At 64.7% G+C, this 24,992-nt stretch carries 24 protein-coding genes; 3 read left to right on the top strand and 21 right to left on the bottom strand.

The window, feature by feature from the left end:
- Positions 1-62: 62 nt before the first annotated feature.
- The 13 genes from NGB94_RS08985 to NGB94_RS08925 form a co-directional block, all read right to left on the bottom strand.
- Positions 63-491: a DUF2550 domain-containing protein gene (locus tag NGB94_RS08985; protein WP_152227002.1), complete on the bottom strand. Its 429-nt coding sequence runs from the start codon at positions 489-491 to the stop codon at positions 63-65.
- A 9-nt stretch (positions 492-500) separates the two neighbouring features.
- Positions 501-794 (bottom strand): F0F1 ATP synthase subunit epsilon, encoded by a 294-nt coding sequence (locus NGB94_RS08980; protein ID WP_325790275.1) that lies wholly within the window; start codon positions 792-794, stop codon positions 501-503.
- Between the two features lie 5 nt (positions 795-799).
- Complete coding sequence (gene atpD, locus NGB94_RS08975; RefSeq protein ID WP_091603475.1) at positions 800-2,263, bottom strand: F0F1 ATP synthase subunit beta; 1,464 nt, start codon at positions 2,261-2,263, stop codon at positions 800-802.
- A gap of 69 nt (positions 2,264-2,332) precedes the next feature.
- On the bottom strand, positions 2,333-3,226 hold the full coding sequence (locus NGB94_RS08970; protein ID WP_091603472.1) for a F0F1 ATP synthase subunit gamma: 894 nt from the start codon (positions 3,224-3,226) through the stop codon (positions 2,333-2,335).
- Between the two features lie 93 nt (positions 3,227-3,319).
- On the bottom strand, positions 3,320-4,957 hold the full coding sequence (atpA, locus tag NGB94_RS08965; RefSeq protein WP_325790274.1) for a F0F1 ATP synthase subunit alpha: 1,638 nt from the start codon (positions 4,955-4,957) through the stop codon (positions 3,320-3,322).
- A 101-nt stretch (positions 4,958-5,058) separates the two neighbouring features.
- Positions 5,059-5,874 (bottom strand): F0F1 ATP synthase subunit delta, encoded by an 816-nt coding sequence (locus NGB94_RS08960; protein ID WP_325790273.1) that lies wholly within the window; start codon positions 5,872-5,874, stop codon positions 5,059-5,061.
- A complete protein-coding gene (locus NGB94_RS08955) occupies positions 5,874-6,425 on the bottom strand; it encodes a F0F1 ATP synthase subunit B (RefSeq protein ID WP_325790272.1) in 552 nt (183 codons plus the stop codon). Before NGB94_RS08955 ends, NGB94_RS08960 begins: the two co-directional genes overlap by 1 nt.
- A gap of 45 nt (positions 6,426-6,470) precedes the next feature.
- Positions 6,471-6,686 carry an ATP synthase F0 subunit C gene (gene atpE, locus NGB94_RS08950; RefSeq protein ID WP_026555392.1) on the bottom strand — a complete coding sequence of 72 codons (216 nt, stop codon included), beginning with the start codon at positions 6,684-6,686 and terminating at the stop codon, positions 6,471-6,473.
- A 69-nt stretch (positions 6,687-6,755) separates the two neighbouring features.
- Complete coding sequence (atpB, locus tag NGB94_RS08945) at positions 6,756-7,562, bottom strand: F0F1 ATP synthase subunit A (protein WP_325790271.1); 807 nt, start codon at positions 7,560-7,562, stop codon at positions 6,756-6,758.
- Positions 7,563-7,656: 94 nt separating this feature from the next.
- Complete coding sequence (locus NGB94_RS08940; RefSeq protein ID WP_325790270.1) at positions 7,657-7,935, bottom strand: AtpZ/AtpI family protein; 279 nt, start codon at positions 7,933-7,935, stop codon at positions 7,657-7,659.
- A 1-nt stretch (position 7,936) separates the two neighbouring features.
- On the bottom strand, positions 7,937-8,416 hold the full coding sequence (locus NGB94_RS08935) for a hypothetical protein (protein WP_325790269.1): 480 nt from the start codon (positions 8,414-8,416) through the stop codon (positions 7,937-7,939).
- Between the two features lie 146 nt (positions 8,417-8,562).
- Positions 8,563-9,567: a glycosyltransferase family 4 protein gene (locus NGB94_RS08930; RefSeq protein WP_325790268.1), complete on the bottom strand. Its 1,005-nt coding sequence runs from the start codon at positions 9,565-9,567 to the stop codon at positions 8,563-8,565.
- Positions 9,567-11,492 carry a nucleoside-diphosphate sugar epimerase/dehydratase gene (locus NGB94_RS08925; protein WP_325790267.1) on the bottom strand — a complete coding sequence of 642 codons (1,926 nt, stop codon included), beginning with the start codon at positions 11,490-11,492 and terminating at the stop codon, positions 9,567-9,569. The genes NGB94_RS08930 and NGB94_RS08925 overlap by 1 nt, the downstream gene beginning before the upstream one ends.
- Positions 11,493-11,671: 179 nt before the next feature.
- Here NGB94_RS08925 and NGB94_RS08920 point away from each other — a divergent pair, with 179 nt between their 5' ends.
- Genes NGB94_RS08920 through NGB94_RS08910 form a run of 3 tightly spaced genes read left to right on the top strand, consistent with a single transcriptional unit; the run spans position 11,672 to position 14,573 of the window.
- Positions 11,672-12,571, top strand: a complete 900-nt coding sequence (locus NGB94_RS08920; RefSeq protein WP_325790266.1) for a glycosyltransferase — start codon at positions 11,672-11,674, stop codon at positions 12,569-12,571.
- Position 12,572: 1 nt separating this feature from the next.
- A complete protein-coding gene (locus NGB94_RS08915) occupies positions 12,573-13,580 on the top strand; it encodes a glycosyltransferase (RefSeq protein WP_325790265.1) in 1,008 nt (335 codons plus the stop codon).
- A 12-nt stretch (positions 13,581-13,592) separates the two neighbouring features.
- Positions 13,593-14,573, top strand: coding sequence for an NAD-dependent epimerase/dehydratase family protein (locus NGB94_RS08910; protein WP_325790264.1), 981 nt, complete (start codon positions 13,593-13,595; stop codon positions 14,571-14,573).
- A 33-nt stretch (positions 14,574-14,606) separates the two neighbouring features.
- On the opposite strand, the gene NGB94_RS08905 is transcribed toward NGB94_RS08910, so the two are convergent.
- The 8 genes from NGB94_RS08905 to lysA form a co-directional block, all read right to left on the bottom strand.
- Complete coding sequence (locus tag NGB94_RS08905) at positions 14,607-15,392, bottom strand: L-threonylcarbamoyladenylate synthase (RefSeq protein WP_325790263.1); 786 nt, start codon at positions 15,390-15,392, stop codon at positions 14,607-14,609.
- A 17-nt stretch (positions 15,393-15,409) separates the two neighbouring features.
- On the bottom strand, positions 15,410-16,279 hold the full coding sequence (gene prmC, locus NGB94_RS08900; RefSeq protein ID WP_325790262.1) for a peptide chain release factor N(5)-glutamine methyltransferase: 870 nt from the start codon (positions 16,277-16,279) through the stop codon (positions 15,410-15,412).
- A gap of 8 nt (positions 16,280-16,287) precedes the next feature.
- Positions 16,288-17,367: a peptide chain release factor 1 gene (prfA, locus tag NGB94_RS08895; protein ID WP_325790261.1), complete on the bottom strand. Its 1,080-nt coding sequence runs from the start codon at positions 17,365-17,367 to the stop codon at positions 16,288-16,290.
- A gap of 195 nt (positions 17,368-17,562) precedes the next feature.
- Positions 17,563-19,656, bottom strand: coding sequence for a transcription termination factor Rho (gene rho, locus NGB94_RS08890; RefSeq protein WP_325790260.1), 2,094 nt, complete (start codon positions 19,654-19,656; stop codon positions 17,563-17,565).
- 474 nt (positions 19,657-20,130) lie between these two features.
- On the bottom strand, positions 20,131-21,108 hold the full coding sequence (gene thrB / locus NGB94_RS08885) for a homoserine kinase (protein ID WP_418910628.1): 978 nt from the start codon (positions 21,106-21,108) through the stop codon (positions 20,131-20,133).
- Positions 21,109-21,114: 6 nt separating this feature from the next.
- Positions 21,115-22,239 carry a threonine synthase gene (gene thrC, locus NGB94_RS08880; protein WP_325790258.1) on the bottom strand — a complete coding sequence of 375 codons (1,125 nt, stop codon included), beginning with the start codon at positions 22,237-22,239 and terminating at the stop codon, positions 21,115-21,117.
- A 4-nt stretch (positions 22,240-22,243) separates the two neighbouring features.
- Entirely contained in the window at positions 22,244-23,542 is a 1,299-nt protein-coding gene (locus tag NGB94_RS08875) for a homoserine dehydrogenase (protein WP_325790257.1), read from the bottom strand.
- A gap of 23 nt (positions 23,543-23,565) precedes the next feature.
- On the bottom strand, positions 23,566-24,987 hold the full coding sequence (gene lysA / locus NGB94_RS08870; RefSeq protein WP_325790256.1) for a diaminopimelate decarboxylase: 1,422 nt from the start codon (positions 24,985-24,987) through the stop codon (positions 23,566-23,568).
- Positions 24,988-24,992 lie beyond the last annotated feature (5 nt).

Below are 24,992 nucleotides of genomic sequence, written 5' to 3'. Positions count from 1 at the left end.
CGGATACGCGCAAAGGCGCAGGGAAGATTCCCTGCGCCTTTGCGCGTACTTAGTCCCGGGCCTCAGCGCCAGGTGCCGATGCCTATCACCGGTCCGGCTTCCAGCCAGGAAGACAGTCCCGTGTAGACGTCGTATTTCATCGCCATGAGCAGCTCCCGTCCCTCGTACTCGAAGGTCACTACCAGCGCTCCGGGCTGAATACGGGCGCGCTCAGCCTCAGTGGGCTGGCGCCACCCCTTCAGCTCCAGGGAGCTGCGCAGGAACCTGTACGGCGGACGCGGGCTGAGAGAGAACAGTCGGAGCCATTCCAGGTGGGTGTCCGTATAACGACAAACCCCCATCCGCCACCCGCCGGGCGGGAAGCAGATGGAGGCGTCGAAGGTACCCAGGGTGCGCCGCAGCTGTGTGCGGCGCACCCAGAAAAGCGCCGTTGCAAGTACCAGCAGCCCGAAGAAGGCCGCCAGCGCAATGAACACGTAGGTACTGTCCATTGGAATGGGTCAGCGGGTCCCAGCGTTGACTGCGTCGTTCAGCTGGGCGTTGTCCGCGACGATGACCACACGGTTGGAGTCGACGGAGAAGAATCCGCCGTCGACGCCAACGGTGATACGGCTGCCGGACACCGGTTCGATGGCCAGCTCGCCCTCGGCCAGGATCGCCAGCACCGGCGCGTGGCCGGGAAGGATCCCGATTTCACCGTCGGCAGTGCGTGCCTTGACCATCTTTGCCGGACCGGACCACACAAAGTGGTCGGCCGCGACAATCTCGACTTCGAGTTCAGCAGTGTCAGCCATGGGGCTTACTTCCCGGTCTGCTCTTGGATCTTCGCCCACTGACGCTCAACATCGTCCATGCCGCCAACGTTGAAGAAGGCCTGCTCGGCAATGTGGTCCACGTCGCCGTCGCAGATGGCCTTGAAGCCTTCGATGGTGTCCTTGACGGACACGGTCGAGCCTTCGACGCCGGTGAACTGCTTGGCGGTGTAGGTGTTCTGCGACAGGAACTGCTGGATACGGCGTGCACGGGCGACGACGATCTTGTCTTCTTCGCCCAGTTCGTCAATGCCGAGGATGGCAATGATGTCCTGCAGTTCCTTGTTCTTCTGGAGGATCTGCTTGACGCGGACAGCCGTGTCGTAGTGCTCCTGGCCGACGTACTGCGGGTCGAGGATACGCGAGGTTGAAGTCAGCGGATCCACGGCCGGGTACAGGCCACGGGATGCGATTTCACGGGAAAGTTCCGTGGTGGCATCCAGGTGCGCGAAGGTGGTGGCCGGAGCCGGGTCGGTGTAGTCGTCAGCCGGGACGTAGATGGCCTGCATCGAGGTGATGGAGTGGCCCTTGGTCGAGGTGATGCGCTCCTGCAGCAGACCCATCTCGTCAGCCAGGTTGGGCTGGTAGCCCACGGCGGAAGGCATGCGGCCCAGCAGGGTCGACACCTCGGAACCGGCCTGGGTGAAGCGGAAGATGTTGTCGATGAAGAGCAGCACGTCCTGGTTCTGAACATCGCGGAAGTACTCCGCCATGGTCAGGCCGGACAGTGCAACGCGCAGACGCGTTCCCGGCGGCTCATCCATCTGGCCGAATACAAGGGCGGTGTCCTTGAGGACGCCTGCCTCTTCCATTTCAACCCAGAGGTCGTTGCCTTCACGGGTACGCTCGCCAACACCGGCGAACACCGAGGTACCGCCGAAGTTGCGGGCAACACGGGTGATCATTTCCTGGATCAGAACGGTCTTGCCAACGCCGGCGCCGCCGAACAGGCCGATCTTTCCACCCTTGATGTACGGGGTGAGGAGGTCGATGACCTTGATGCCGGTCTCGAGCATCTCGGTGGAGCCCTCAAGGTCCGCGAAGTTCGGGGCCTTGCGGTGGATCGGCCAGCGCTCGTTGATTTCCAGCTGTTCGGCCGGAACGTCCAGCGGCTCACCGAGCACGTTGAAGATGTGGCCCTTGACGCCGTCACCAACGGGAACGGAGATCGGAGCACCGGTGTCGACCACGGCAGCGCCGCGGACCAGGCCGTCGGTGGCCTGCAGGGAGATGGCGCGGACGAGGTTGTCACCCAGGTGCTGGGAGGTCTCGAACGTGATGGTCTTGGTCTCACCGTTGAGCGTCAGCTCGGTGGTGAGTGCGTTGTAGATGGTGGGGATTGCGTCAGCCGGGAATTCGACGTCGACAACCGGGCCAATGACACGGGCGATACGGCCTGTGGCGCCCGGGGCTACGGAGGTTGCTCCGTGCTCGGCAGTTTGGGCAGTCATCTCTCTCACTTCACTCAGTTAGATGGCGTGTGGACTAAGTATTTTCTGGTGGATCTCTTCGAAGGCGGGCTAGGAAGCGCTGAGCGCGTCCGCACCTGCAACGATTTCGGAGAGTTCCTGGGTGATTTCAGCCTGACGGGCGTTATTACGAAGTCGGGTGTACTTCTTAATAAGTTCGGAGGCGTTGTCCCCTGCGGACTTCATGGCGCGCTGGCGGGCTGCGAGCTCGGAAGCGGCGGCCTGGAGCATTGCTGCGAAGATGCGCGACTCGATGTAGCGCGGCAGCAGTGCGTCAAGGACCTGTTCCGGCTCAGGCTCGTATTCGTAGAGGGGCAGGATGTCCGATTCGGACGGTGCTTCCTCTTCGACTACTTCCAGCGGCAGCAGGCGGATTACCGCAGGTTCCTGGACAACCATGGACTTGAAGCGCGTGAACACGATGTGGATTTCGTCCACGCCGCCGTCTTCGTAGGCCGTATTGAAGTCATCGAGGAGTGTCTTGCCGATTTCACGGGCGGTCTCGAACTCGGGCGCATCAGTACCGCCGGTCCACACGCGTTCGTAAGCGCGGTCGCGGAAGTCGTAATACGCCTGGGCCTTGCGTCCCACCAGGTACGTCTTGACCTCTTTGCCCTCTTCACGGAGCAATTCGTTAAGCGATTCGCTCTGCTTCAGGACGCCGGCGGAGTACGATCCGGCAAGACCGCGGTCAGAAGTCATGATCACTACTGCGGCCCGGCGGATCTGCTCCGGCTCGGTAGTCAGCGGGTGATCGATTTCCGACTGGGACGCCACAGCAGAAACGGCACGGGTGATCGCATTGGAATAAGGCAGCGCCGCGGCAACGCGGGTGCGGGCCTTTCCAATGCGAGAGGCAGCAATCAGCTCCATCGCCTTGAAGATCTTCTGCATCGACGTGGTCGAGGCGATCTTCTGGCGGTAGACCCGAATTTGGGCTCCCATACTTTTCCTTTCGGTTCCTAGTTGAGACTAGGGGCTAAGGCAATGGCCAAGGGTTCCGCGGCCGGCTCTCACCGGCCGCGGAACTCAAAGCCGCTAGCGCTTCTGCTTGACGATCTTTTCCTGGTCGACTGCGTCCTCGTCCAGAGCCGAAGCCTCTTCGTGGCCGGCGGCAACCATGCGGTTGTCACCTTCGCCGAAGAAGCCCTGCTTGAAGTCGGTGATGAGCGTCTTGAGTTCATCCACCGTTGAATCTTCGAGCTTGTTGGTCTCGGCCAGAACGGTCATGACCTTCGAAGAGTGGCGGACGTGGTCAAGGAACTCGGATTCGAAGCGGCGTACGTCTTCGACCGGAACGTCGTCGAGGAAGCCATTCGTGCCGGCCCAGATGGAGACAACCTGGTCTTCAACGGGGAACGGAGCGTACTGGCCCTGCTTGAGCAGTTCCATCAGGCGTGCGCCGCGGGTCAGCTGCTGGCGGGAAGCCGCATCCAGGTCCGATGCGAACATGGCGAATGCCTGCATGTCGCGGTACTGGGCCAGTTCGAGCTTCAAAGTACCGGAGACCTTCTTCATGGCCTTCTGCTGTGCAGCGCCGCCAACGCGGGACACAGAGATACCGACGTCCACGGCGGGGCGCTGGTTGGCGTTGAAGAGGTCCGACTGAAGGAAGATCTGGCCGTCGGTGATGGAGATGACGTTGGTCGGAATGTAGGCCGAGACGTCATTTGCCTTCGTTTCGATGATCGGCAGGCCGGTCATCGAACCTGCGCCGAGCTCGTCAGAGAGCTTTGCGCAGCGCTCCAGCAGGCGGGAGTGCAGGTAGAAGACGTCGCCCGGGTAGGCTTCGCGTCCCGGCGGGCGGCGCAGCAGCAGCGACACGGCGCGGTAGGCTTCAGCCTGCTTCGAGAGATCATCAAAGATGATCAGGACGTGCTTGCCGCCGTACATCCAGTGCTGGCCGATGGCCGAGCCGGCGTACGGTGCCAGGTATTTGAAGCCTGCGGGGTCAGATGCCGGGGACGCCACGATGGTGGTGTACTCCATGGCGCCTGCGTCTTCGAGGGTCCGCTTGATCTCGGCGATCGTGGACGCCTTCTGGCCGATGGCCACGTAGATGCAGCGCACCTGCTTCTCGGCATCGCCCGAGGCCCAGTTGGCCTTCTGGTTCAGGATGGTGTCGACGGCGATCGCGGTCTTGCCGGTCTTGCGGTCACCAATGATCAGCTGGCGCTGGCCGCGGCCGATCGGGATCATCGCGTCGATGGCCTTCAGGCCGGTCTGAAGCGGCTCGTGAACCGACTTACGCTGGGTAACACCCGGTGCCTGGAGTTCCAGTGCACGGCGTGCCTCAGCCTGGATCGGACCCATGTCATCCAGGGGCTCGCCCAGGGGATCGACGACGCGGCCGAGGAAGGCATCCCCAACGGGGACGGACAGGACTTCACCGGTGCGGTGAACTTCCTGACCTTCTTCAATTCCGCCAAAGTCGCCGAGGACAACGACACCGATTTCACGGGTGTCGAGGTTCTGGGCCAGGCCCAGCGTGCCGTCCTCAAACCGAAGCAGCTCGTTCGCCATCACGGAGGGCAGGCCCTCCACACGGGCAATGCCGTCGCTGGCGGTGGTTACGCGGCCAACTTCAACGCGCTCTGCGTTTCCGGGTTCGTAGGACGCCGCAAATTCATTCAACGCATTACGGACGTCGTCGGCGTTGATGGTCAATTCGGCCATCTGCAGTCCCTGCTCTCCTATGTTGTGATCATCGCTTCGTGCCGATGACCTTCGATTGGTTCTCAAATGTTTCTCATGGCCCGGTAAAGCCACGAAGGTGGCTAAACCGCGAGCTTCCGGCGCAGTTCCGACAACCGGGTTACCACGGTGGAATCGACGACTTCATCGCCCACCGTAACCCGGATACCACCGACGATCGAGGGATCAACAGTTGCGTTGATCTTCAGCTCGCGTCCGTACAGGGCGTTCAATGACGCCTGCAGGCGGGCGCGCTGCTCATCGGTGAGCGGCCGGCTGGTCCGCACTTCGGCGATCCACCGCTGCTGCCGTCCGGCAACCAGTTCCAGGAACCGGGTAACCAGGGCGGTCGGGCGGAGTCCGCGCGGAGCGGTGACAGCCTGACGGATCAGTACCTTGGCAGCGTCAGAGCTGCCCGGCACCAGTTTCTCTGCCAGCTCTGCCCGTGCCTGCAGGCTCGCCTGCGGGTTGGACAGTGCTCGCTGCACCTCATGGCTGGACGCCACGGTCTCGTTGAAACGGAAGAGGTCGCCCTCAAGTTCCTCAAGGCCGGCTGAACCCGGGCCCTTGTTTTCCGCGACCGCGGAGACAACCGTTGCAGCCAGGGTTTCCAGAGCATCCCCGAGGTCGCGCGGTGTGCGCCACCGGGATTCAACCAAAGAAGCAACAATCTGCTCGGCGTCGGCCGAAACCTTGCCGCCAACCAGTTTGGAGACCAGGGCTGCCTTCTCATGGCCGTCACGAGCCGGATCAGTCAGGGCCCGCAGCAGGCCGGTCTGGCCGTCCAGGAGGCCCAGGATTCCAAAGAGTTCCTCGGCGAGGCCAAGGGTCGCGTTGGGAAGGCGTGCTTCCAACTGACCCTGGGCCGCTGCCAGTGACTCGCTCGATATACCTGCCATTACTGAACCGCACCTGCGTTCTGCGAGGTTTCCAGCTCATCGAGGAAACGGTCAACCACGCGGGCCGAGCGTGCATCGTCTGCGAGGGACTCGCCCACGATCCGGCTTGCCAGCTCGGTGGCCAGGGATCCGACTTCGCTGCGGAGCGAGACAACTGCGGCCTGGCGCTCTGCTTCGATGGTCACCTGGGACTGTTCCATGATGCGTGCCGATTCGGCAGCAGCCTTTGCCTTCAGGTCGGCGAGAATCTGAGCGCCTTCAGCGCGCGCTTCCTCACGGATCCGGTTGGCTTCGGTGCGTGCGTCAATCAGCTGCTGCTTGTACTCGTCGAGGGCAGCGCTGGCTTCAGCCTGTGCTGCCTCGGCCTTGGCAAGTCCGCCTTCGATGGCCTCGGTACGTTCTGCATACGTCTTCTCGAACATCGGGACGACGAACTTGACGACGATGAACATCAGCACGGCGAAGCCAAGCAGTGTTACCAGGATCTCCCAGATGTTTGGGATCAGAGGATTAGCGCCTTCAGCGGCGGCGAGGATTACTGCCTCGTTCATTTCTCATCCGTCCTATCTACTTGGTGTGGGAAATACGCGCTGACGTTAGAGGACGAACGCGAAAACCAGACCAAGGATGGCGAGGGCTTCGGTCAGGGCCAGGCCCAGGAAGGCGATCGGCTGCAGCACGCGCTGTGCTTCGGGCTGGCGTGCAACACCGTTGATGTAAGCGGCGAAGACGAGGCCCACACCGATTGCACCGCCGATTGCCGAGAGGCCGTAGCCGATGAGGTTCAGGGAGCCGGAGATTTCACCAGTCATTGGTATTTCCTTTCAAGATGCCCGCAGGCAGGTTGTTTGGTTCAGGGGGTTCCCCGCTAAGGGGAGGTTTTAGTGCTCCGCGGCTGCTACTGAGCCTTGGATGTAGATCGCAGTCAGCAGGGTGAACACGTATGCCTGCAGGCACTGGATCAAAACTTCGAACAAGAACATTCCGACGCCGCCAACCAGGGTCAGCGCTCCGAGCGGCTTCAGCAGGCCTTCGGCCTCCAGGAGCAGGAACTCGGTTCCCGAAGCCGCCAGCATGATGATCAGGTGACCGGAAAGCATGGTCGCAAAGAGCCGGAGGCTGTGGGTGATCGGGCGGACCAGGAAGGTCGAGATGATTTCGATCAGGACAACCAGAGGCAGGATTGCAACGGGAACACCGGAAGGAACGGTGGCGTACTTGAAGTACTTGATGCCGTGCTTCTTGATGCCCAGGATGATCCAGGTGAAGTACACGATGGCTGCCAGCGCGTACGCGGTGCCGACGTGGGACGTGGTCGGCAGCTGGGCCAGCGGGATGCTGCCCCACAGGTTGTTGATCAGGATGAAGAAGAACAGGGAGAACAGCAGCGGAACAAAGGGACGGAAGTCCTTTTCACCGATGATGTCGCGGCCGATCGAGTTGCGGACCAGGTTGTAGCTGAACTCACCCAGGAACTGAAGCCGGCCCGGTACAAGCTGCCGCTTCCGTGCGGCGGCAATAAAGAACCAGCTAATCAGGGCAACGGACAGCAGGATAAGCAGCATCTGCTTTCCAAAGCCCTCGCCGTACTCGGCGCCCCAGGGAAGGATCTCAGGGAGGTGCATTTCATCGAGGGTTGGTGCAACAAACCCCTCTTCATTGGCGGCGGGAAGCGCAAGCGCGATCAACGCGTTTCCTCTCTGCTTTGTCCATCGTTGGGCATTTCATTGGCGGGGGCATGTGTTATGCATCCGTTTACTAAGTTGTGTGACATTGCTTCGTCTAACCCTCATCCGGCCGTTCTCCGCCCGTGGGCGGTTTTGGCTTAGTGGAAGTGAGCCCGTGGGCGGCGGCGACGTAAAAACCGCTCAGCCCGCCCAGGGCGATACCTGCAAAAAGAATCCAGCGGGTCCCCAGAAGACTGTCCAGCCCCCACCCTATCAAACCGAGGGCAATGATTCCGGACAGGACATATTGGAGGATTGCGCGGCGCTTGCTCAGCGGCGCCTCAAACGCAGCGGGAACCTGTCCGGCTGCATTCTTCTTTGATTCGGCTGCCATCTCAGGCTCCTTTCACGGCGTCGTCTGTATGCGCAGGCGCATCGGAATAAATCAGCTGGCGGGTGCGGGAAAACGCACGGATTTCGGCAACCTGCCAAATAACCACGGTGCCGAGGGCAGCAAAAGCGAACCATGGGCGCTCGAGCCATTCAGGCACGCCCACGCTCCAGAGGGCCACCGCGAAACCGACAACCTTGACGGCATATGTCACGGCGAACATTCCAATGGCGCCTGACGGGTTCTTCCGTCCGACTACGTGTCCAACAAGGAGGCTAAGGCCGAAGAAGAGGGCAATCAGGACCCAGCCGGCGGCGACGCTGGCTGCTCCGCTGACGCCTGGACCCAGCAGGGCGGCTGCTGCAGCCGCAGCTGCGGGAACACCTGTCCAGAGCAGTGATGTCCCCAGAATCCGGAGCCAGGGGGCGTCCGTTGGCCCGGACGCACTGATCTGCTTAGCGCGTGCGCCGTTGGCTTGGCTCATGGCTGCAGGATCATCCTTGTGCTGTGGGGTAAAAGATAGTTCGGACGCAGTTTTGTACGTCGCGACGCTTGAATTCTACAGTACATAGAACTGCGCCGTGACATCCCTGCGGCGGTGTGACAGTGGAAGGCTCCCCCGGCCGGCCATCAGGTACGTGCCCTGTGCCGAAGGCGTGCGGCGATCCTTGGCGACGCCAGGTACAGGCCGGCCACCAGGACTACGAAAACAGTGCCGGCTGCCGTTGCTGCCCATCCTGATCCGCCCGTAACAAGGCCGGTGCCGCCGATGAGCACGGTGCAGACAGTAACCAGGGACGCAGACTGCAGGTGGCTGAACCCTTCATCGGTCAGCCGCTGGTAGACGTGCTGGCGGTGCGCGGCGTACCACCGTTCTCCCCGCCAGATCCGGCGCACCAGGGTCGTGAAGGAGTCCAGCAGGTAGATCAGGATCGGGAAGAGCAGGTACTCCACGTAGACGCCCGCAAGGAAGGCTGCCACGGCTGTGCCGGCAACCGCGGATCCGAGCAGGTAGCTGCCGACGTCGCCCATAAAGACCGACCCGCGTCCCAGGTTCCAGGGCAGGAAGGCGGCGAACGCCGCGGCAATGACGGTTCCGGCAGCGATCAGCCACACCTGGTCCGAGAGGACTCCGGCAACGGCGTAGAGGACTCCGACGGCCAGGCCGTGCAGTCCTGAAATGCCGTTCACTCCGTCCATGAAGTTGGCCACGTTGATGTAGCCGGCAATAACCAGGGTTCCTACCGGCACCCACCAGAAGCTCTGTCCCAGAGCCGCGGCCAGCGCCGTCGTTCCGGCCGCCCCGATCAGCAGCTGGAGGCCAAAGCGAACCTTCACGGACAGGCCGCGGAAATCCTCCACCCAGCCCAGCAGCGCGGCCGAAGCAATGATGCACATCAGAAGGAGTACCAGTGAGCGGTCAACTGCCACGTAGCCGGTCAGCAGCGCTGTTCCGAGCCCCAGCAGCACTCCGGCCGCAATGGTGGCCCCCACTCCGCGGATGACTGTCTTGGAATGGGAGGACCGCTCGTTTGGCACATCCACTACCCCAAGCCGGCGCAGCAGCGGGATGAATGCAAAGGGCAGCAGCAGGCTCGCCAGGAAGGCGGCTGCGGCCGAAGCAGCCAAAGCCATCAGCCGGTCCGCCGATCGCCCTGCCCGGTTGAGGGAGTGTCCTGGATGTCGGCAAGGCGCAGGGCCGCTGTATCCGGAAGCGGGAACAGCGCTGCCGCAGCGCCTCCCGTGGTCTCAGCCGCCGCCGCGGGACCGAAGCCGCAGCGCCGCAGCCAGTCCTCAGCGTCGAGGTCCTCCGGATCCAGGACGGCGACGGAGGCATGCGAGATCTTGGGATGAAGCGGCCGCGAATCGTCTTCTCCGGTGCCGACCAGGATCTCGTGGAGCTTCTCGCCCTTCCGCAGTCCGGTGAAGACGATCTCGATGTCCTTGCCGGACATGGCGATCATGCGCCGCGCAACGTCCAGGATCCTGACCGGCTCCCCCATGTCCAGGATGAGCACTTCTCCCCCGCGCCCGATGGCTCCGGCCTGGATGACCAGCTGGCAGGCCTCGGGAATGGTCATGAAGAAGCGGGTGACCTCGGGGTCAGTGACCGTCACGGGCCCGCCCTGGCGGATCTGCTCGGTGAACAGCGGCAGCATGGACCCGCGGCTGCCGATGACGTTGCCGAAGCGGACCGAGACAAAACGCCTGCCGGTGTGCCCTGCCATCCACGCGGTGAGCTTCTCTGCCACACGCTTCGAATGTCCAAGCACCGTGGTGGGATTCGCCGCCTTGTCCGTGGAAATGTTCACGAAGTGGCTGACGCCTGCCTTCTCCGCAGAGCGCAGCACATTGGCGGTGCCCAGCACATTGGTCTTCCACGCCTCGAGCGGGTACTGCTCCAGCAGGGAGACGTGCTTGAGCGCGGCGGCGTGGAACACGACGTCGGGCCGGCGCTGGACAAAAATCTCATCCAGGGCACGCGCATCACGGATGTCCGCGAGGACCGTATCCCGGCCGTTGAGCAGGCCCTGGCCCGTGATTGAAAGCTGCGTGAGCTGCAGGCCGGTCTCATCCCGGTCCACCATGATCAGTTCGCTCGGCTCGAATGCCGTGATCTGACGGCACAGTTCGGACCCGATCGATCCTCCGGCGCCGGTGACCAGCACCTTCTTGCCTTTGAGGTAGCCGGCAACTTCATCCACGTGGATGTCCACCGGACGGCGGCCGATCAGGTCCTCGACTGCCACTTCACGGAAATCCGTCAGCCCGGCACCGGAGCCCTTGGCCAGCATGTCGCGCAGCGGCGGAAGCACCATCACCCGCAGGTTCAGTCCCTCCGCCTGGTCGGTGACCTGGCGGACCTGGGCGGCGTCGACGTCGGCAATCGCAATGATCAGGACTGTGGCCCGCGTGCGCTGGGCCAGCTCCCGCAGGTCGGTCAGCTTTCCCACGACCGGAACCGTGCCCAGCCTCAGGTGCTTCTTGGCCGGATCGTCGTCGATCAGTCCGACCGGGAAGTAGGGGGAATCCGGATCGTTCATCATCCGTGTCACCAGCGAGTTGCCCAGGAACCCGGCGCCGTAAATCAGCGTCCGCTGGGCCTCGTCGCCCGGACGCACTTTGCTCTCCACGTACATCCGCTTCATGTAGCGGATTGCAGCCATGAAGAGGCAGGCGAACGGGAAGGCCAGGACGCCGGTGCTCCGGGGAATGTCGATCGCCAAACCAAAGAGCGCACTGACCAGCACCAGAATGGCGGACACCACAATGGTGACCACGGCCAGCAGCCGCATTTCATGGAAACTGCCAAAGCTGTACCGTCCGCGGTACAGGGCAAATGAATAGCCGACCACCAGCTGGGTCACCACGGCCACACCGCAGAACGCGGCCAGCCCTGCCACGTTGATCTCATCCACGGAGAGCTCGTAGCGCAGGATCAGTGCCAGGACAATGGCCACCACCCAGGCCAGAGAGTCCAGCACGTATTGGGACCAGAGCCAGAGTGCCGGCTTCTCGTCCCTGGCCGGGGTGGTTCTGTCCCTGCTTGAATCGTTCATAGTCCTCTGCGGGCCTGCGCCCGGTTCGTGTCTAGGTTGTAAGCGGTCCTGCCGTGCCGCAGGCACGGCAGGGCGTCCAATCCGGTGTAATAGACTGAATTCTATTCAGCATACTAACTGCACCCCCCTGAACATCCGGCACTGCCGGGGTATCGGGGCGGAGCCCTGAAAGGATCGTCTTGCCGGAATCAGTGGCAGTTGCCGCGGTGACATTCGACCGCCCAGATGACGTCAAGACCCTCCTGGGAGCCCTGGCAGCACAGACCGCCGGGGTCTCAACCGTGGCACTCGTCGACTCGGGCAAAAGCCCCGTCAAGGACATCGCCGAGTCCTCCGCTGCGAACGTCAGCTACGTGCGCTCGGAGACAAACCTCGGCGGCGCGGGAGGCTTCTCCCTGGCCATTCTTACGGCCATGGCCTCCGGCGCGGAGTGGATCTGGATCATGGATGACGACGCGCATCCCGAGGACCCGGAATGCCTGCAGGCACTGCTCGACGCCGCCAACGAGCGCAGCCTGGACGTGATCCTTCCGCTGGTGGTTGCCCCCGGCAAACCCGACACCCTCTCCTTCCATTTCCGTGTGGACGGGCGCCTCACCCATGACCGCGCCGAGGTTGCCAAGGCCGGATTCCTTCCCGGTGTGGGCCACTTCTTCAACGGCGCGCTGATCCGCCGGGACGTTTTCTTCCGCGTGGGCCTGCCCGACCTCCGCCTGTTCATCCGCGGAGACGAGACGGACTTCATGATCCGGCTGCGCCGCGCCGGCATCCCGTTCGGCACCCTGACTTCTGTTGCACTGAGCCATCCTGCTGCGTGGTCCGAGGTGCAGGAGATCCTCGGCGGCCGCCTGCACGTCCTGGTTCCGGACACGGAATTCAAGCGCTTCTTCTTCTACCGCAACCGTGGACACCTCACGCGGAAATACCGGCGGGTCCGTTCCCTGGCCGCAGACGCCGCGGGTTACCCGATCCACTTCGCCCGTACCAGGGACCTGCGCGGATTCAAGTCCTGGCTGCGTGCCTACGCGGGCGGTTTCCGGGGCAGCATGTTTGGCCCTCCGTCGGACCAGGGTTTCTAGGGTGTCAGCGACGGCAGCGGGGATTGACGGCCTGTGCCTGGTCATTGTGACCTTCAACAGGTCCGGCTATCTGCGCCGCCTGCTGGAATCTGTAGCCGCACTGGATCCCGCTCCTGCACGGGTCCTGGTGGTGGACAATGCCAGCACGGACGACACAGCCGCGTATCTCAGCGCTGTCACGAACAGTTTCCCCATCCCCCTCACCGTGCGTTCCCTCGAGGAAAACACCGGCGGATCCGGCGGGTTCGCTGCCGGAATCCAGTCCGGCCTGGACCTGGGTGCCGAGTGGCTGTGGCTCATGGACGACGACGTCGAGGCGCTCCCGGATGCCGTGGCTGCGCTGGGCAAGTGGACCGGGAAGTACGACTGCATCCACGGGCGCCGCTTCGACGAAGCCGGACATCCTTTTTTCTGGCAGCACCGGTTCATCCCGCTGCTGGGCATGCATGTTCCCGTCCGCGGCAATGTGTTCCGGGACAGCCCGGTGTTCGAAACGAATGTCGGCTGCTTTGAGGGCATGCTCATCAACGCCGCTGCCGTCCGGTCGATCGGGCTTCCGGACCCCCGGTACTTCATCAACGGCGACGACGAGATCTACGGCTGGTTGGCTTCGCTGGAGCACAAGGTCGTGTATGTCAATGATTTCGTGCTGCGCAAGGTGCGTCCGCAGAAGCAGATCGACCTGGGCATCCGGCACCTGAACGATTCCAGTGACCTCAGCCGCTTTTGCGCCATGCGCAACCGCGGCCATACCGCCGGCTATCTGCGCGCCCACGGACGCTTTAGCCGGGCAGGGTTTGCGGCCGGCACCCTGCTGACCGCAGCGAAGGAGCTGCTCCGGCTCGCCGCCGTCGAACGCCGGCTGAGCGGCGCCGGCAGCCTGTGGCGGGGGTGGCGCGAGTCCCGAACCATCCTCAAGGACAGCCAGTGGCAGCCCATGCCGCCCCTGTCCCGCACTGAGCCGGACCGGCCGGCAGCTCCCCCGCGGCCGGCGAACACCCCCGAGTAGGACAGTTACCAGTTGATCAGCAGCACTTCATCCAGCCATGCCTCCGGATCAGAGCCCATTTGGGCTGTCCTGGGCGCCAGCGGCTTCATCGGCAGTTCGCTCCAGGCGGTCCTCACCCGGGCCGGTATCACCGTCCGGTTCGTGAAAGCGCCCAGGCTCAACGCACAGTCCACGGACGCTTCAGGCATCCTGGCCGAGGCAGCACGGCTGCAGGACATCAGGCAGGACCTCGCCGGTGAACTGGCCGGCGCCGACGTCGTCATCAACGCGGCCGGACTGGCCACTCCAACCGGGGCTGACTCCCCCGTGCTGCGGGGCGCCAACGCGCTGCTTCCGGTGCTTGTTGCGGACGCCGCGGACGCCGCGGGTGCGAGGCGTTTCATCCATCTCAGCAGCGCTGCGGTCCAGGGGCACCGTCCGCTGCTGGATGAAACTGACCAGGTGGAGCCGTTCTCTGCCTATTCCCGTTCCAAGGCACTGGGTGAGGCAGCGCTGGGAGCCAGGAAACCCGGCAGGTGCCCGGTGACGTGCCTGCGTGCGACGTCCGTCCAGGGCACCGAACGCCAGACCACTGCTTCCCTGGTGCGTATTGCCTCTACTCCCCTGGCTTCCGTCGCCGGGCGGGGTGACGCACCCAGCCCGGTCAGTTCGGTGGATGCACTATGTGCCTTTGTACTGACGGCAGGACGCTATGAGGGAACTGTCCCGCCGGTCATCCTGCAGCCCTGGGAAGGGGCAACTGTGGCCTCGGTCCTCACCGCGGCGGGCGGACGGAAACCGCTGCACCTGCCCGCCTGGCTGTGCCGGGCAGGACTGGCCGCGGGATACCTGGTTTCCCGGCTGCTCGGTGAGCGGCTGCACGGAACGCTTCGCCGGGTGGAAATGATGTGGTTTGGCCAGCGGCAGGAGCCGGGATGGGCCGAAGCCACCGGCAACGTGCCTGAACCGTCAGTCGAGCGGGTTCTCGAAGCCGCCCGGAGAGAGCAGCACTAGGGCTGCTGCCCGCCGGGTCCGGCGGTGCGCTTCCTAGGAGTTCCGGGACGGCTGCGCTTCGGCGCCGGAATCCGCAGCTTCAGCAGCGGAAGCGTCTTCCGGTGCAGCCGGGTCTGCGGGCGCGTCTTCGTCTGCGGGAGCATCTTCGGCGGCGGGAGCATCGTCCAGTCCCAGGACCGTGGGCACCACGGCCCGGAGCTCTTCCAGGCTTACGGCGCCGTCGCGAACTACCCGCAGCTGGTAACCGGTCGCGTCCACGATCGTCGACGGGATTCCTTCGCTGCCCGCTGCCGGACGCGGACCGGCTTCAAGGTAGACCTCCACTGACTCCGCCAGCTGTGCCTGTGCTTCGGCAGCAGTCTGCGCAGCGGGCTGGCCCGTGCGGTTGGCCGAGGAAACGGCCATCGGGCCGGTCAGTGCCAGCAGGTCCAGCGCGACTTCGTCGTCCGGCATCCTCAGCGCCACAGTGCCCTTGGTGTCTCCCAGGTCCCAGGTCAGTGACGGCTGTGCATGGAAGATCAGGGTAAGCCCGCCCGGCCAGAATGCTTCGGCCAGGGCACGCGCTTCGTCAGAGACATCCACGGCAAGACCATCCATCGTCTGCAGCCTGGGCACCAGAACGGGCGGAGGCATGGACCGTCCCCGTCCCTTGGCGGCCAGCAGGGTGGCAACCGCCTGCGGCGAGAAGGCATCGGCGCCGATACCGTACACGGTGTCGGTCGGCAGCACGATGCACTGCCGGTTGGCAATAGCCTGCTGCGCGGCAGCTAGTCCGGCGCTGCGGGTATCAGTATCTGAGCAGTCAAAGCTGGTTGTCACGGGGCTATTCTTTCACGTCAGTTGGTAGTGGTTGCGGCTGTGGACCTAACCGCTGAAGTCGCGCGCGGCCGGTCGTTCAGGTCCTTGTGGGAAGTGACGTCCTGCCAGGCCGGATCCGCCGCCAGGCGCTCAGCGATGGTTCCGGCCTGAACCTCAGCATGCTCCATCACAAAGTATCCGCCCGGGCGCAGGAGCCGCGCTGCGGTGCGGGCGGCGGCGGCGGGAAGTTCCATGCCGTCCGCTCCCCCGCCGTACAGTGCCATGGCCGGATCGTGCTCTGCGGCCTCGGGTTCATTGGGTACGGCATCCGCTGGAATGTAGGGCGGGTTCGACGCAACGACGTCGAACGTTCCATTGTGCCCGGCCAGGGCTGTCCGCAGGTCGCCTTCGAGCACGTGCACGCCCAGCGGTTCGAGGTTTTTCCGGGCCCAGGCGAGGGCCAGAGGACTCAGTTCCACCGCGTAGACCTCCGAGCCGGGAGCTTCTGCCGCCACTGAGCCAGCGATGGCACCGGACCCGGTTCCGAGGTCTGCGACCTTGGCCGGGCCCGGCACCATAAGCGCCTTGTCGATGGCAAGCTGCGCCACCGTTTCGGTTTCCGGCCGAGGCACAAAGACCCCGGGGCCCACGGCAAGTTCCAGCCGCCGGAAATACGCTCTTCCGGTGAGATGCTGCAGCGGTATGCGGCGGGCACGTTCAGCAACCAGCTCCGCGTAGCCTTCCGGCGCGGCAGCATCGGTGAAGGCCAGGGCCTTCACCCGGCCCACGCTTTCGCCCAGCAGGTGCGCCGCGAGCAGTTCGGCATCTACCCGCGGGCTCGGTACGCCGGCCGCGGCGAGTTCCGCCGCGGCGTGCCGCAGCGCCTGCTCCAGGGTTAGCGCGGGCATTTCCTGGCCTAGGCTTCGTCGCCGATAGCGTCCAGGCGGGCCTGCTCATCCATTTCGATGGCAGCCTGGACAACGGCCTCGAGGTCACCGTTCATCACGGTGTCCAGGTTGTAGGCCTTGTAGCCGGTGCGGTGGTCCACAATCCGGTTTTCCGGGTAGTTGTAGGTGCGGATCCGCTCGGAACGGTCCATGGTGCGGATCTGGGACTTGCGGATGTCCGAGTTCGCGGCGTCGATCTTCTCCTGCTCGTGGGCCAGGATCCGCGAACGCAGCACGCGCATGGCGGCTTCACGGTTCTGCAGCTGGGACTTCTCGTTCTGCATGGCCACCACAATGCCGGTGGGCAGGTGGGTGATGCGCACAGCGGAGTCGGTGGTGTTCACCGACTGCCCGCCGGGACCGGAGGAACGGTAGACGTCAATCTTGAGATCGTTCTGGTTGATCTCGACTTCCTCGGGCTCGTCAACTTCCGGCAGCACCAGCACGCCGGCTGCGGAGGTGTGGATCCGGCCCTGGGACTCGGTAACCGGAACACGCTGCACGCGGTGTACGCCGCCCTCGTACTTCAGGCGGGCGTAGACGCCTTCAGCCGGGTCATTGGACGAGCCCTTGATGGCCATGGACACGTCCTTGTAGCCGCCCAGGTCCGACTCGGTGGCGGAGATAATCTCGGTCCGCCAGCCGCGGGACTCCGCGTACCGGGTGTACATGCGCAGCAGGTCACCGGCGAACAGGGCTGCTTCGTCGCCTCCTTCACCGCCCTTGACCTCAATGATGACGTCGCGGCCGTCGTTGGGGTCGCGCGGGATCAGCAGGCGGCGCAGCTTCTCCTGCGCTTCGGCCAGCTGGTCCTTGAGCACGGGGACCTCAGCGGCAAACTCGGGATCCTCGTCGGCCATTTCCTGGGCAGCAGCGAGGTCGTCTTCCAGGCCGTGCCAGGTGTTGTAGGCATCGACGATCCGGCTCAGTTCGGCGTAGCGCCGGCCCAGCCGGCGGGCCAGGCCCTGGTCGGCGTGCACAGCGGGGTCGGAGAGCCGCATCTGGAGTTCGGCGTGCTCGTCCAGCAGTCCCTGTATGGACTCAAACATTGTTTTCCATTCCTTCTTCGCACCGTGGGATGCCCGCCTGTGTTCGCGGATCCCGCTGCTGTCTTAGAACCATTCTCGCCCCGGGCGGCAGCTGGAAATAATCGGCTGCCGCTTCGCCGCGGTTAACTGCCAAGCCGCCCAGGCCCCCGGGTCCTCATGACAAGGACCGGGGGCATGAGCGGCTCAGGAAAGCAGCTAATCGTTCTTAGTGCCCAGGGTGGTCTTCTGCACCTGCATCAGGAACTCAACGTTGGACTGCGTTTCCTTGATCTTGCCGGTGAGCAGTTCCAGTGCCTGCTGCGTGTCCAGGCCGGAGAGTACGCGGCGCAGGCGCCACATGATCTTGACCTCTTCGGCCGAGAGCAGGTTCTCCTCGCGGCGGGTACCCGAAGCGTTGACGTCCACGGCCGGGAAAATGCGCTTGTCCGCGAGGTTGCGGGAAAGGCGCAGTTCCATGTTGCCGGTGCCCTTGAACTCTTCGAAGATGACCTCGTCCATCTTGGATCCGGTCTCGACGAGCGCGGTGGCCAGGATGGTCAGCGAGCCGCCGTTTTCGATGTTCCGGGCTGCGCCGAAGAACCGCTTCGGCGGGTACAGTGCGGAGGAATCCACGCCGCCGGAGAGGATACGGCCCGACGCCGGAGCGGCAAGGTTGTAGGCACGTCCCAGACGGGTCATGGAGTCCAGCAGGACCACCACGTCGTTGCCCATTTCCACGAGGCGCTTGGCACGCTCGATGGCGAGTTCGGCAACCGTGGTGTGGTCATCGGCCGGCCGGTCGAAGGTGGAGGCAATGACCTCGCCCTTGACGGTGCGCTGCATGTCGGTGACTTCTTCGGGACGTTCGTCCACGAGGACCATCATCAGGTGCACTTCGGGGTTGTTGATGGAGATCGCGTTGGCGATCGCCTGCAGGATCAGCGTCTTGCCGGCCTTCGGCGGCGAAACGATCAGGCCGCGCTGTCCCTTGCCGATCGGAGCAACCAGGTCGATGACGCGGGGGCCGATCACCTTGGGCGAAGTCTCCAGGCGGAGGCGCTCGGAGGGGTACAGCGGAACCAGCTTGTTGAACTCAACGCGGTCCTTGTTGTCCTCGGCGGGCTTGCCGTTGACGGAAGTCAGGCGGACCAGTGCGTTGAACTTCTGGCGTGCCGAGTTGCCCTGGTTCTCGCCTTCGCGCGGGGCGCGGATGGCGCCTACGACGGCGTCGCCCTTGCGCAGGTTGTACTTCTTGACCTGGGCCAGGGAAACGTAGACGTCGTTCGGACCGGGCAGGTAGCCGGAGGTACGGACGAATGCGTAGTTCTCAAGGACATCCAGGATGCCGGCGACGGGCAGCAGCACGTCGTCTTCGGTGACCTCGACGTCGTCCACCTCAGGGCTCCGGTCGCGGTTGCGGCGGCGCTCATTGCGGTCGCGGAACCGGTCGTTGCGGTCTCCCCGGTCGTTGCGGTCGTTCCGGTTGCGGTTCCGGCGGTTACGTCCGCTGCGGCTGTTGTCATCGCCGTCGGAATCGCGGTTGTCCCGGTCGCTGCGGTTGCTGTCGCGGTTGTTGTCGCGGCTGTTCTCGCGCTCGTTCCGGTTGTTCTCGCGGTCGCCCTTGTCGTTCCGGTCATTGCGGTTACGGCCGCGGCCTGAACGTTCGCTGCGCTCTTCGTCGCGGGATTCGCGGGGTTCCCGGGTTGATTCACCCTTTTCACCCTTGTCCTGCGCGGGAGCAGCAGCCGTGGTTTCCTCTGCCGTGTTCTCGCTGTCGCTGCGGCGGTTGCGGCGGTTCCGGCCACGCTCGCGCTGGCCTTCCTCACGGGTATTTTCCTGCGCCGGTGCGGCAGCCTGCGCCTCGGCGGGCGCAGCTTCCGCGGCGTCGCTGCCGGCCAGAGAGACTACGCCGTCGCTGGCAGCGCGGCGGTTGCGGTTGCGGGTGCGGGACGGACGCTCAGCGGCCTTCTCGCCCTCAGCGGCTGCCTCAGCCGGGGCAGCAGCCGGTGCGGCTGCGGCTTCCTTGGCCGGGCGCTCGGCGACGGCCTTGTCAGTCTGCGGTGCCTCGGCCTTCGAGCCGCGGACCGGGCGGTCTGCCACTGCTCCGCCGCGCTGGTGGTTCGAGATGGCGGTAACCAGGTCGCCCTTGCGCATGCGTGACCCGCCGGTGATGCCCAGCTGGCCGGCCAGCGCCTGCAGCTGTGCAAGCTTCAGGCCGGCAAGGCCGGAGCTCTTGGAATTCGATTCACCGTTGGAACCGGCGGATGCTGATGAGTCCACACCTGCAGTCAGGTCGGTGGTATCTGTCACGAAGGATCCTTCCCCCTCGTCGGGCGGTCCGGCATGGGTGCCGGCCGCGTTGAATGGCCCTGGGACCGATGATCTGACATGCGGTCCAGGGTTCACCTGCTGCGGGGAATCCCGGCAACGGTGAATCTGCTGGTGCCTTGATTGGAGAGTCCACGGGAGTTACGGCAGCTTCGCTGCCGGAAAACGCATGGATCAGATAATCGTTCGACTGACCGTTTCTTGGCAGTCTCCGGAAGGCTACACCGATGCTTGCATTTCCGCGGGTGGACTTTACCCTGCCGTCCGAATCGTTATGAAGGCTGCTTTGCTGCCAGCACCTGGGCTGGAAGCTGTGCAGAACAGTCAACAAATCCGGTCATAAGGAGCAAGCCACGGTGGTCCACAGAACGGGACGACCTGCCGGTGGAAGCACAAATACGGTCGGATACCGATTCGTACCGATACATGTACCAATACATGTATCGATTACGGCATTTACCGCTGGTGCACTACCACTCTAGCACCATCTCGGTCCACGCCAAGCCGAAGCACACGCCAATTTCCGCTGGTATCCCCGCTGAGGTGCGCGGCAATAAACGCTTCGGCGGCGTCCGCCTGCTCCCGGCCTGCGGCCAGGGTCATCACTGTCGGTCCTGCTCCGGAAACGACGGCGGCGAATCCCGCTGCGCGCAGCGCGGCAATGAGCGCGGCGCTCGGTTCCATTGCCGGTGCCCGGTAACCCTGGTGCAGGAAGTCCTCGGTTCCTTCCCAAAGCAGCGCCGGGTCCGCCGTCAGCGCCTGCATCAGCAGTGCTGCCCGGCCGGAGTTCGCGGCGGCGTCGCGGTGCGGCACCATGGCAGGCAGCAGCCCGCGGGCACTTTCGGTGGACAGCTCGGTTGCCGGAACAGCCGCCACGGGAATGATGTCCGGATGCACTTCGGCTTTCACGGAACGGAACACGCCATCCTGTTCCCAGGACACAGCCAGCGCCCCGGCAAGGGCCGGAGCCACGTTATCCGGATGGCCTTCCAGCGCGGAACAGGCATGCAGCAGTCCGGCCGCGTCCAGGCGCGCGGATTCAGGCAGGAGTGCGTTGCCTGCCAGCACGCCGGAGACGATCGCGGAGGCAGAGGATCCCAGCCCGCGGCCGTGCGGGATGACGTTCTCGCACTCAAGTTCCAGGCCGCCCGCCTCGTACCCGGCACGGCGGATCGTGTCCGCGATGGTCCTGGCAACCAGATGTGTGCCGTCCGTGGGCAATACCGCTTCGCCCTGGCCGCTCACCCGCACCCGGACCTCGTCCGAGTCCGTGGTCCGCACCCGCACGGTGTCGTACAGGGTGACGGCCAGGCCCAGGGAATCAAAGCCCGGCCCCAGGTTGGCACTGGTCGCCGGGACCCGGACGCTCAGGTCCTGGCCGCCGGCGACCCGGGCCGCCGGCGCGGTGTCCGGCTTCTGGATTTCCACCTGCATTCCCGGCTAGCGGACTTCAGCCGGGGCGGATTCCTCCAGCCCCAGGGCAGCGGCAACGCTAACGACGTCGAAGTCCACCTTGGTGGGCTCAACATCGGAACCGTCGGCGGTGCGAAGGGCCCACTGCGGGTCCTTCAGTCCGTGGCCGGTGACAGTGATGACGATCTTTTTGCCCGTGGGGGCCTCGCCGGCGGCGTGCTTCTTGAGCAGGCCTGCCACGCCGGCTGCGGAAGCGGGTTCCACGAACACACCTTCGCGGGAGGAGAGCCAGCGGTGCGCTTCGAGGATCTCGGTGTCAGTGACGGCTTCAATCAGCCCGCCCGATTCGTCGCGGGCGGCAATTGCCTGGTCCCAGGACGCCGGGTTGCCAATCCGGATGGCAGTGGCAATGGTGTCCGGGTCGGTGACCGGATGGCCCTTGACCAGCGGGGATGCGCCTTCAGCCTGGAAGCCCCACATCACCGGGGTCTTGGAGGCCACCGGGGCCAGCTCGGTGCCGGCCTGGTTGGTCCAGGGCTTGGCGTACTCCTGGTAGCCGCGCCAGTATGCGGTGATGTTACCGGCGTTCCCGACCGGAAGCAGGTGGTAATCCGGGGCATCACCGAGGTAGTCGACAACCTCGAAGGAGGCGGTCTTCTGGCCTTCGATGCGGGCAGGGTTCACCGAGTTGACCAGGAACACCGGGTAGGCCTCGGCCAGCTTGCGGGCCACTTCAAGGCAGTTGTCGAAGTTGCCGTTGACCTGGAGCAGCTGGGCACCGTGGGCGATTGCCTGGCTGAGCTTGCCCATGGAGATCTTGCCGTCCGGCACCAGCACGGCGCAGGTGAGCCCGGCCTGGGTGGCGTAAGCAGCGGCGGAAGCGCTGGTGTTGCCGGTCGAGGCACAGACAACGGCCTTCGCACCTGCTTCGACGGCAGCGGTGATGGCCATGGTCATCCCGCGGTCCTTGAACGAGCCGGTCGGGTTCATGCCTTCGACTTTGAGGTAGACCTCGTTGCCGGTCAGCTCGGAAAGGGCCTTTGCGTGGACCAGCGGGGTGCCGCCTTCACCGAGGGTGATGACTTCGGTGTTCTCGGTTACCGGCAGACGGTCGGCATATTCGCGGATAACGCCGCGCCATTGATGAGCCAAGGTTCTAGACCCCTTCTACCCGCAGGACGGATGTAACTGAATTGATGACGTCCAGGCCTTTGATGGCCTCGACGGTGGCCGCCAGCGCGGCCTCGGGTGCGCGGTGGGTGACAAAGCGCAGTTCGGCGCTGGCGCCGGCTGCATCAGTGTGGCTCTTCTGGCGCATGGTTTCGATCGAAACGCCGTTTTCGGCAAAGACCCGGGCGACCGCGGAGAGGACGCCGGGTGCGTCCGCTACGTCCAGCCCGATGCTGTAGCTGGTGGTGACCTTCTCCAGCGGCAGGGCCGGAACGTGCCCGGAGGCTGCTTCAACGCCCATGTGGCCGCCGAGCACCAGACGGCGTGCAACGGTCACGACGTCGCCCATCACGGCCGAGGCAGTCGGCGTACCGCCGGCGCCCTGGCCGTAGAACATCAGCTCGCCGGCGTTTTCGGCTTCGACGAAGACGGCGTTGAACGCACCGTGCACTGCGGCGAGGGGGTGCGTGCGCGGAAGCAGCGTGGGGTGGACCCGCACGCTGACGCCCTCGGCGCCGTCGGCCTCGAGCTTCTCGGCGATGGCCAGGAGCTTGATGACAAAGCCGGCGTCCTTGGCTGCGGCGATGTCCTCGGCGGTGACGCCGGTGATGCCTTCGCAGGAGACGTTGGCCATTTCGAAGGTGGTGTGGAAGGCCAGCGATGCCAGGATCGCGCCCTTGGCGGCAGCGTCGTGCCCTTCAACATCAGCGGTGGGGTCGGCTTCCGCGTACCCGAGGCGCTGGGCTTCGGCCAGGGCATCGGCGAACTGCGCCCCGGTGGTGTCCATGGCGTCGAGGATGTAGTTGGTGGTGCCGTTGACGATGCCCAGGACCCGGGTGATCCGGTCGCCGGAGAGGCTGTCGCGGATCGGTCCGAGGATGGGGATGGCTCCGGCAACCGCGGCTTCGTAGGCCAGGCGGACACCGGCGGCGTCGGCCTTTTCATACAGTGCGGCGCCGTCGGCAGCGAGCAGGGCCTTGTTGCCGGTGACCACCGATGCACCGTGGCCGATCGCGTGCAGGATCAGGCTGCGGGCCGGCTCCAGCCCGCCCATCAGCTCGATGACGATGTCAGCGGACTCGACCAGCGATTCAGCGTCGGTGGTGAAGAGTTCGCGGGGAAGGTCAACGTCACGCGGGGCGTCGGGATTGCGGACCGCAATGCCGGCCAGCTCGAGCCTGGCACCGGTGCGTGCTGAGAGGTCGGCGGCGTCGTTCAGGAGAATCCGGGCCACCTGGGATCCCACGTTGCCGCAGCCCAGCAGGGCCACCTTGAGGGTCTTCATTGCTTTGCGTTCTCCTATACCGGTCATGAAACGTCCCGCGCCAGCAGGTCTTCTTCGGTCTCGCCGCGGATAATCAGGCGTGCGGCGCCGTCCCGGACAGCCACGACGGGCGGGCGGGCGATGTAGTTGTAGTTGCTCGACAACGCCCAGCAGTATGCGCCGGTGCCTGGAACGGCCACCAGGTCTCCGTGGTCAACGTCCGAGGGCAGATAAACATCCCTCACCACTATGTCCCCGCTTTCGCAGTGTTTGCCAACCACGCGCGACATAACCGCGTCATCTTCGGAGCTGCGCGAAGCCAGGACGGCGGAGTAGTCCGCGTCGTACAGCACCGGACGGGCGTTGTCGCTCATCCCGCCGTCAACTGACACGTAGCGGCGTTCCGCGGTGCCGCCGTCGGCGGTGTCCACGCGAACTGTCTTGATGGTGCCGGCGCGGTACAGCGTAAAGGTGGTCGGTCCGACGATCGCACGTCCGGGTTCGATCGAGATCCGCGGGACGGCCAGGCCCAGTTCGGCGCAGGTTCCGGAGACGACGGCGGCCATCGCCGCTGCGATCTCCGCGGCGGGACGCGGGGTGTCGGCTTCCGTGTAGGCAATTCCGTAGCCGCCGCCCAGGTCCAGCTCCGGCAGTTCGACGCCGTGAAGGGCCTTGACCTCGGCCAGGAAACCAAGCAGCCGGCGGGCCGCTTCCTCGAACCCTGCCGGGTCGAAGATCTGCGAGCCGATGTGGCTGTGCAGGCCGAGCAGCCGGATGCCCGGGTTCTGCAGTGCTGCAGCCACCGCATCGGCAGCCGGAGACGTCCCGGATTCCGGGTCGGCTGCCATGGACAGGCCGAATTTCTGGTCTTCGTGTGCCGTGGCGATGAACTCGTGCGTGTGGGCGTGGACGCCGGGAGTCAGGCGCAGCATCACGTTGGCCTGCACGCCGCGGGCCTGGGCCAGGGCTCCCAGACGGTGGAGTTCGGGGAGGGAGTCCACAACGATGCGGCCCAGATCCATGTCCAGCGCGCGGTTCAGTTCGGCGTCGGACTTGTTGTTGCCGTGCAGCCCAAGCATGGCACCGGGAATCCCGGCGCGGGCGGCAACAGCCAGCTCGCCGCCGGAGCAGGTGTCCAGCCGCAGCCCTTCCTGCGCCACCCAGCGGGCGACTTCAGTGCAGAGGAAGGCCTTGCCGGCGTAGTAAACGTCCACTCCCCCGCACACGTCGGCGAAAGCGGCGTCGAAAGAGTCCTTGAAGTCGCGGGCACGGGCCCGGAAGTCGGCTTCGGAGACCACGAACAGCGGCGTACCGAATTCCGCGGCGAGGGCGGAGACCGGAATGCCGGAAATCTCCAGTTCGCCGTCCTGGGTTCGCTGCACGTCCTGCGCCCACATTCCGGGGCGGAGCGCGTTGGCGTCGTCGGGGCAGCTGAGCCAGTCAGGTGCCAGCGGGGAAACGGTCATATCCG

It is taken from the genome of Arthrobacter koreensis, assembly GCF_035792275.1.
Lineage (GTDB): Bacteria > Actinomycetota > Actinomycetes > Actinomycetales > Micrococcaceae > Arthrobacter_B > Arthrobacter_B koreensis_A.
Note: the sequence above shows the minus strand (reverse complement) of the source record. Positions and strands in the feature narration are given on the sequence as shown.

Coding starts and splice junctions, on each gene's coding strand:
- NGB94_RS08875 (WP_325790257.1), bottom strand. CDS start 23,542: ATGAAGACCCTCAAGGTGGCCCTGCTGGGCTGCGGCAACGTGGGATCC.
- atpE (WP_026555392.1), bottom strand. CDS start 6,686: ATGACTGGTGAAATCTCCGGCTCCCTGAACCTCATCGGCTACGGCCTC.
- NGB94_RS08955 (WP_325790272.1), bottom strand. CDS start 6,425: ATGAACGAGGCAGTAATCCTCGCCGCCGCTGAAGGCGCTAATCCTCTG.
- prmC (WP_325790262.1), bottom strand. CDS start 16,279: ATGCCCGCGCTAACCCTGGAGCAGGCGCTGCGGCACGCCGCGGCGGAA.
- thrB (WP_418910628.1), bottom strand. CDS start 21,108: ATGCAGGTGGAAATCCAGAAGCCGGACACCGCGCCGGCGGCCCGGGTC.
- NGB94_RS08970 (WP_091603472.1), bottom strand. CDS start 3,226: ATGGGAGCCCAAATTCGGGTCTACCGCCAGAAGATCGCCTCGACCACG.
- prfA (WP_325790261.1), bottom strand. CDS start 17,367: ATGTTTGAGTCCATACAGGGACTGCTGGACGAGCACGCCGAACTCCAG.
- NGB94_RS08940 (WP_325790270.1), bottom strand. CDS start 7,935: ATGGCAGCCGAATCAAAGAAGAATGCAGCCGGACAGGTTCCCGCTGCG.
- atpD (WP_091603475.1), bottom strand. CDS start 2,263: ATGACTGCCCAAACTGCCGAGCACGGAGCAACCTCCGTAGCCCCGGGC.
- NGB94_RS08930 (WP_325790268.1), bottom strand. CDS start 9,567: ATGGCTTTGGCTGCTTCGGCCGCAGCCGCCTTCCTGGCGAGCCTGCTG.
- NGB94_RS08960 (WP_325790273.1), bottom strand. CDS start 5,874: ATGGCAGGTATATCGAGCGAGTCACTGGCAGCGGCCCAGGGTCAGTTG.
- NGB94_RS08985 (WP_152227002.1), bottom strand. CDS start 491: ATGGACAGTACCTACGTGTTCATTGCGCTGGCGGCCTTCTTCGGGCTG.
- NGB94_RS08925 (WP_325790267.1), bottom strand. CDS start 11,492: ATGAACGATTCAAGCAGGGACAGAACCACCCCGGCCAGGGACGAGAAG.
- NGB94_RS08935 (WP_325790269.1), bottom strand. CDS start 8,416: ATGAGCCAAGCCAACGGCGCACGCGCTAAGCAGATCAGTGCGTCCGGG.
- lysA (WP_325790256.1), bottom strand. CDS start 24,987: ATGACCGTTTCCCCGCTGGCACCTGACTGGCTCAGCTGCCCCGACGAC.
- atpA (WP_325790274.1), bottom strand. CDS start 4,957: ATGGCCGAATTGACCATCAACGCCGACGACGTCCGTAATGCGTTGAAT.
- NGB94_RS08980 (WP_325790275.1), bottom strand. CDS start 794: ATGGCTGACACTGCTGAACTCGAAGTCGAGATTGTCGCGGCCGACCAC.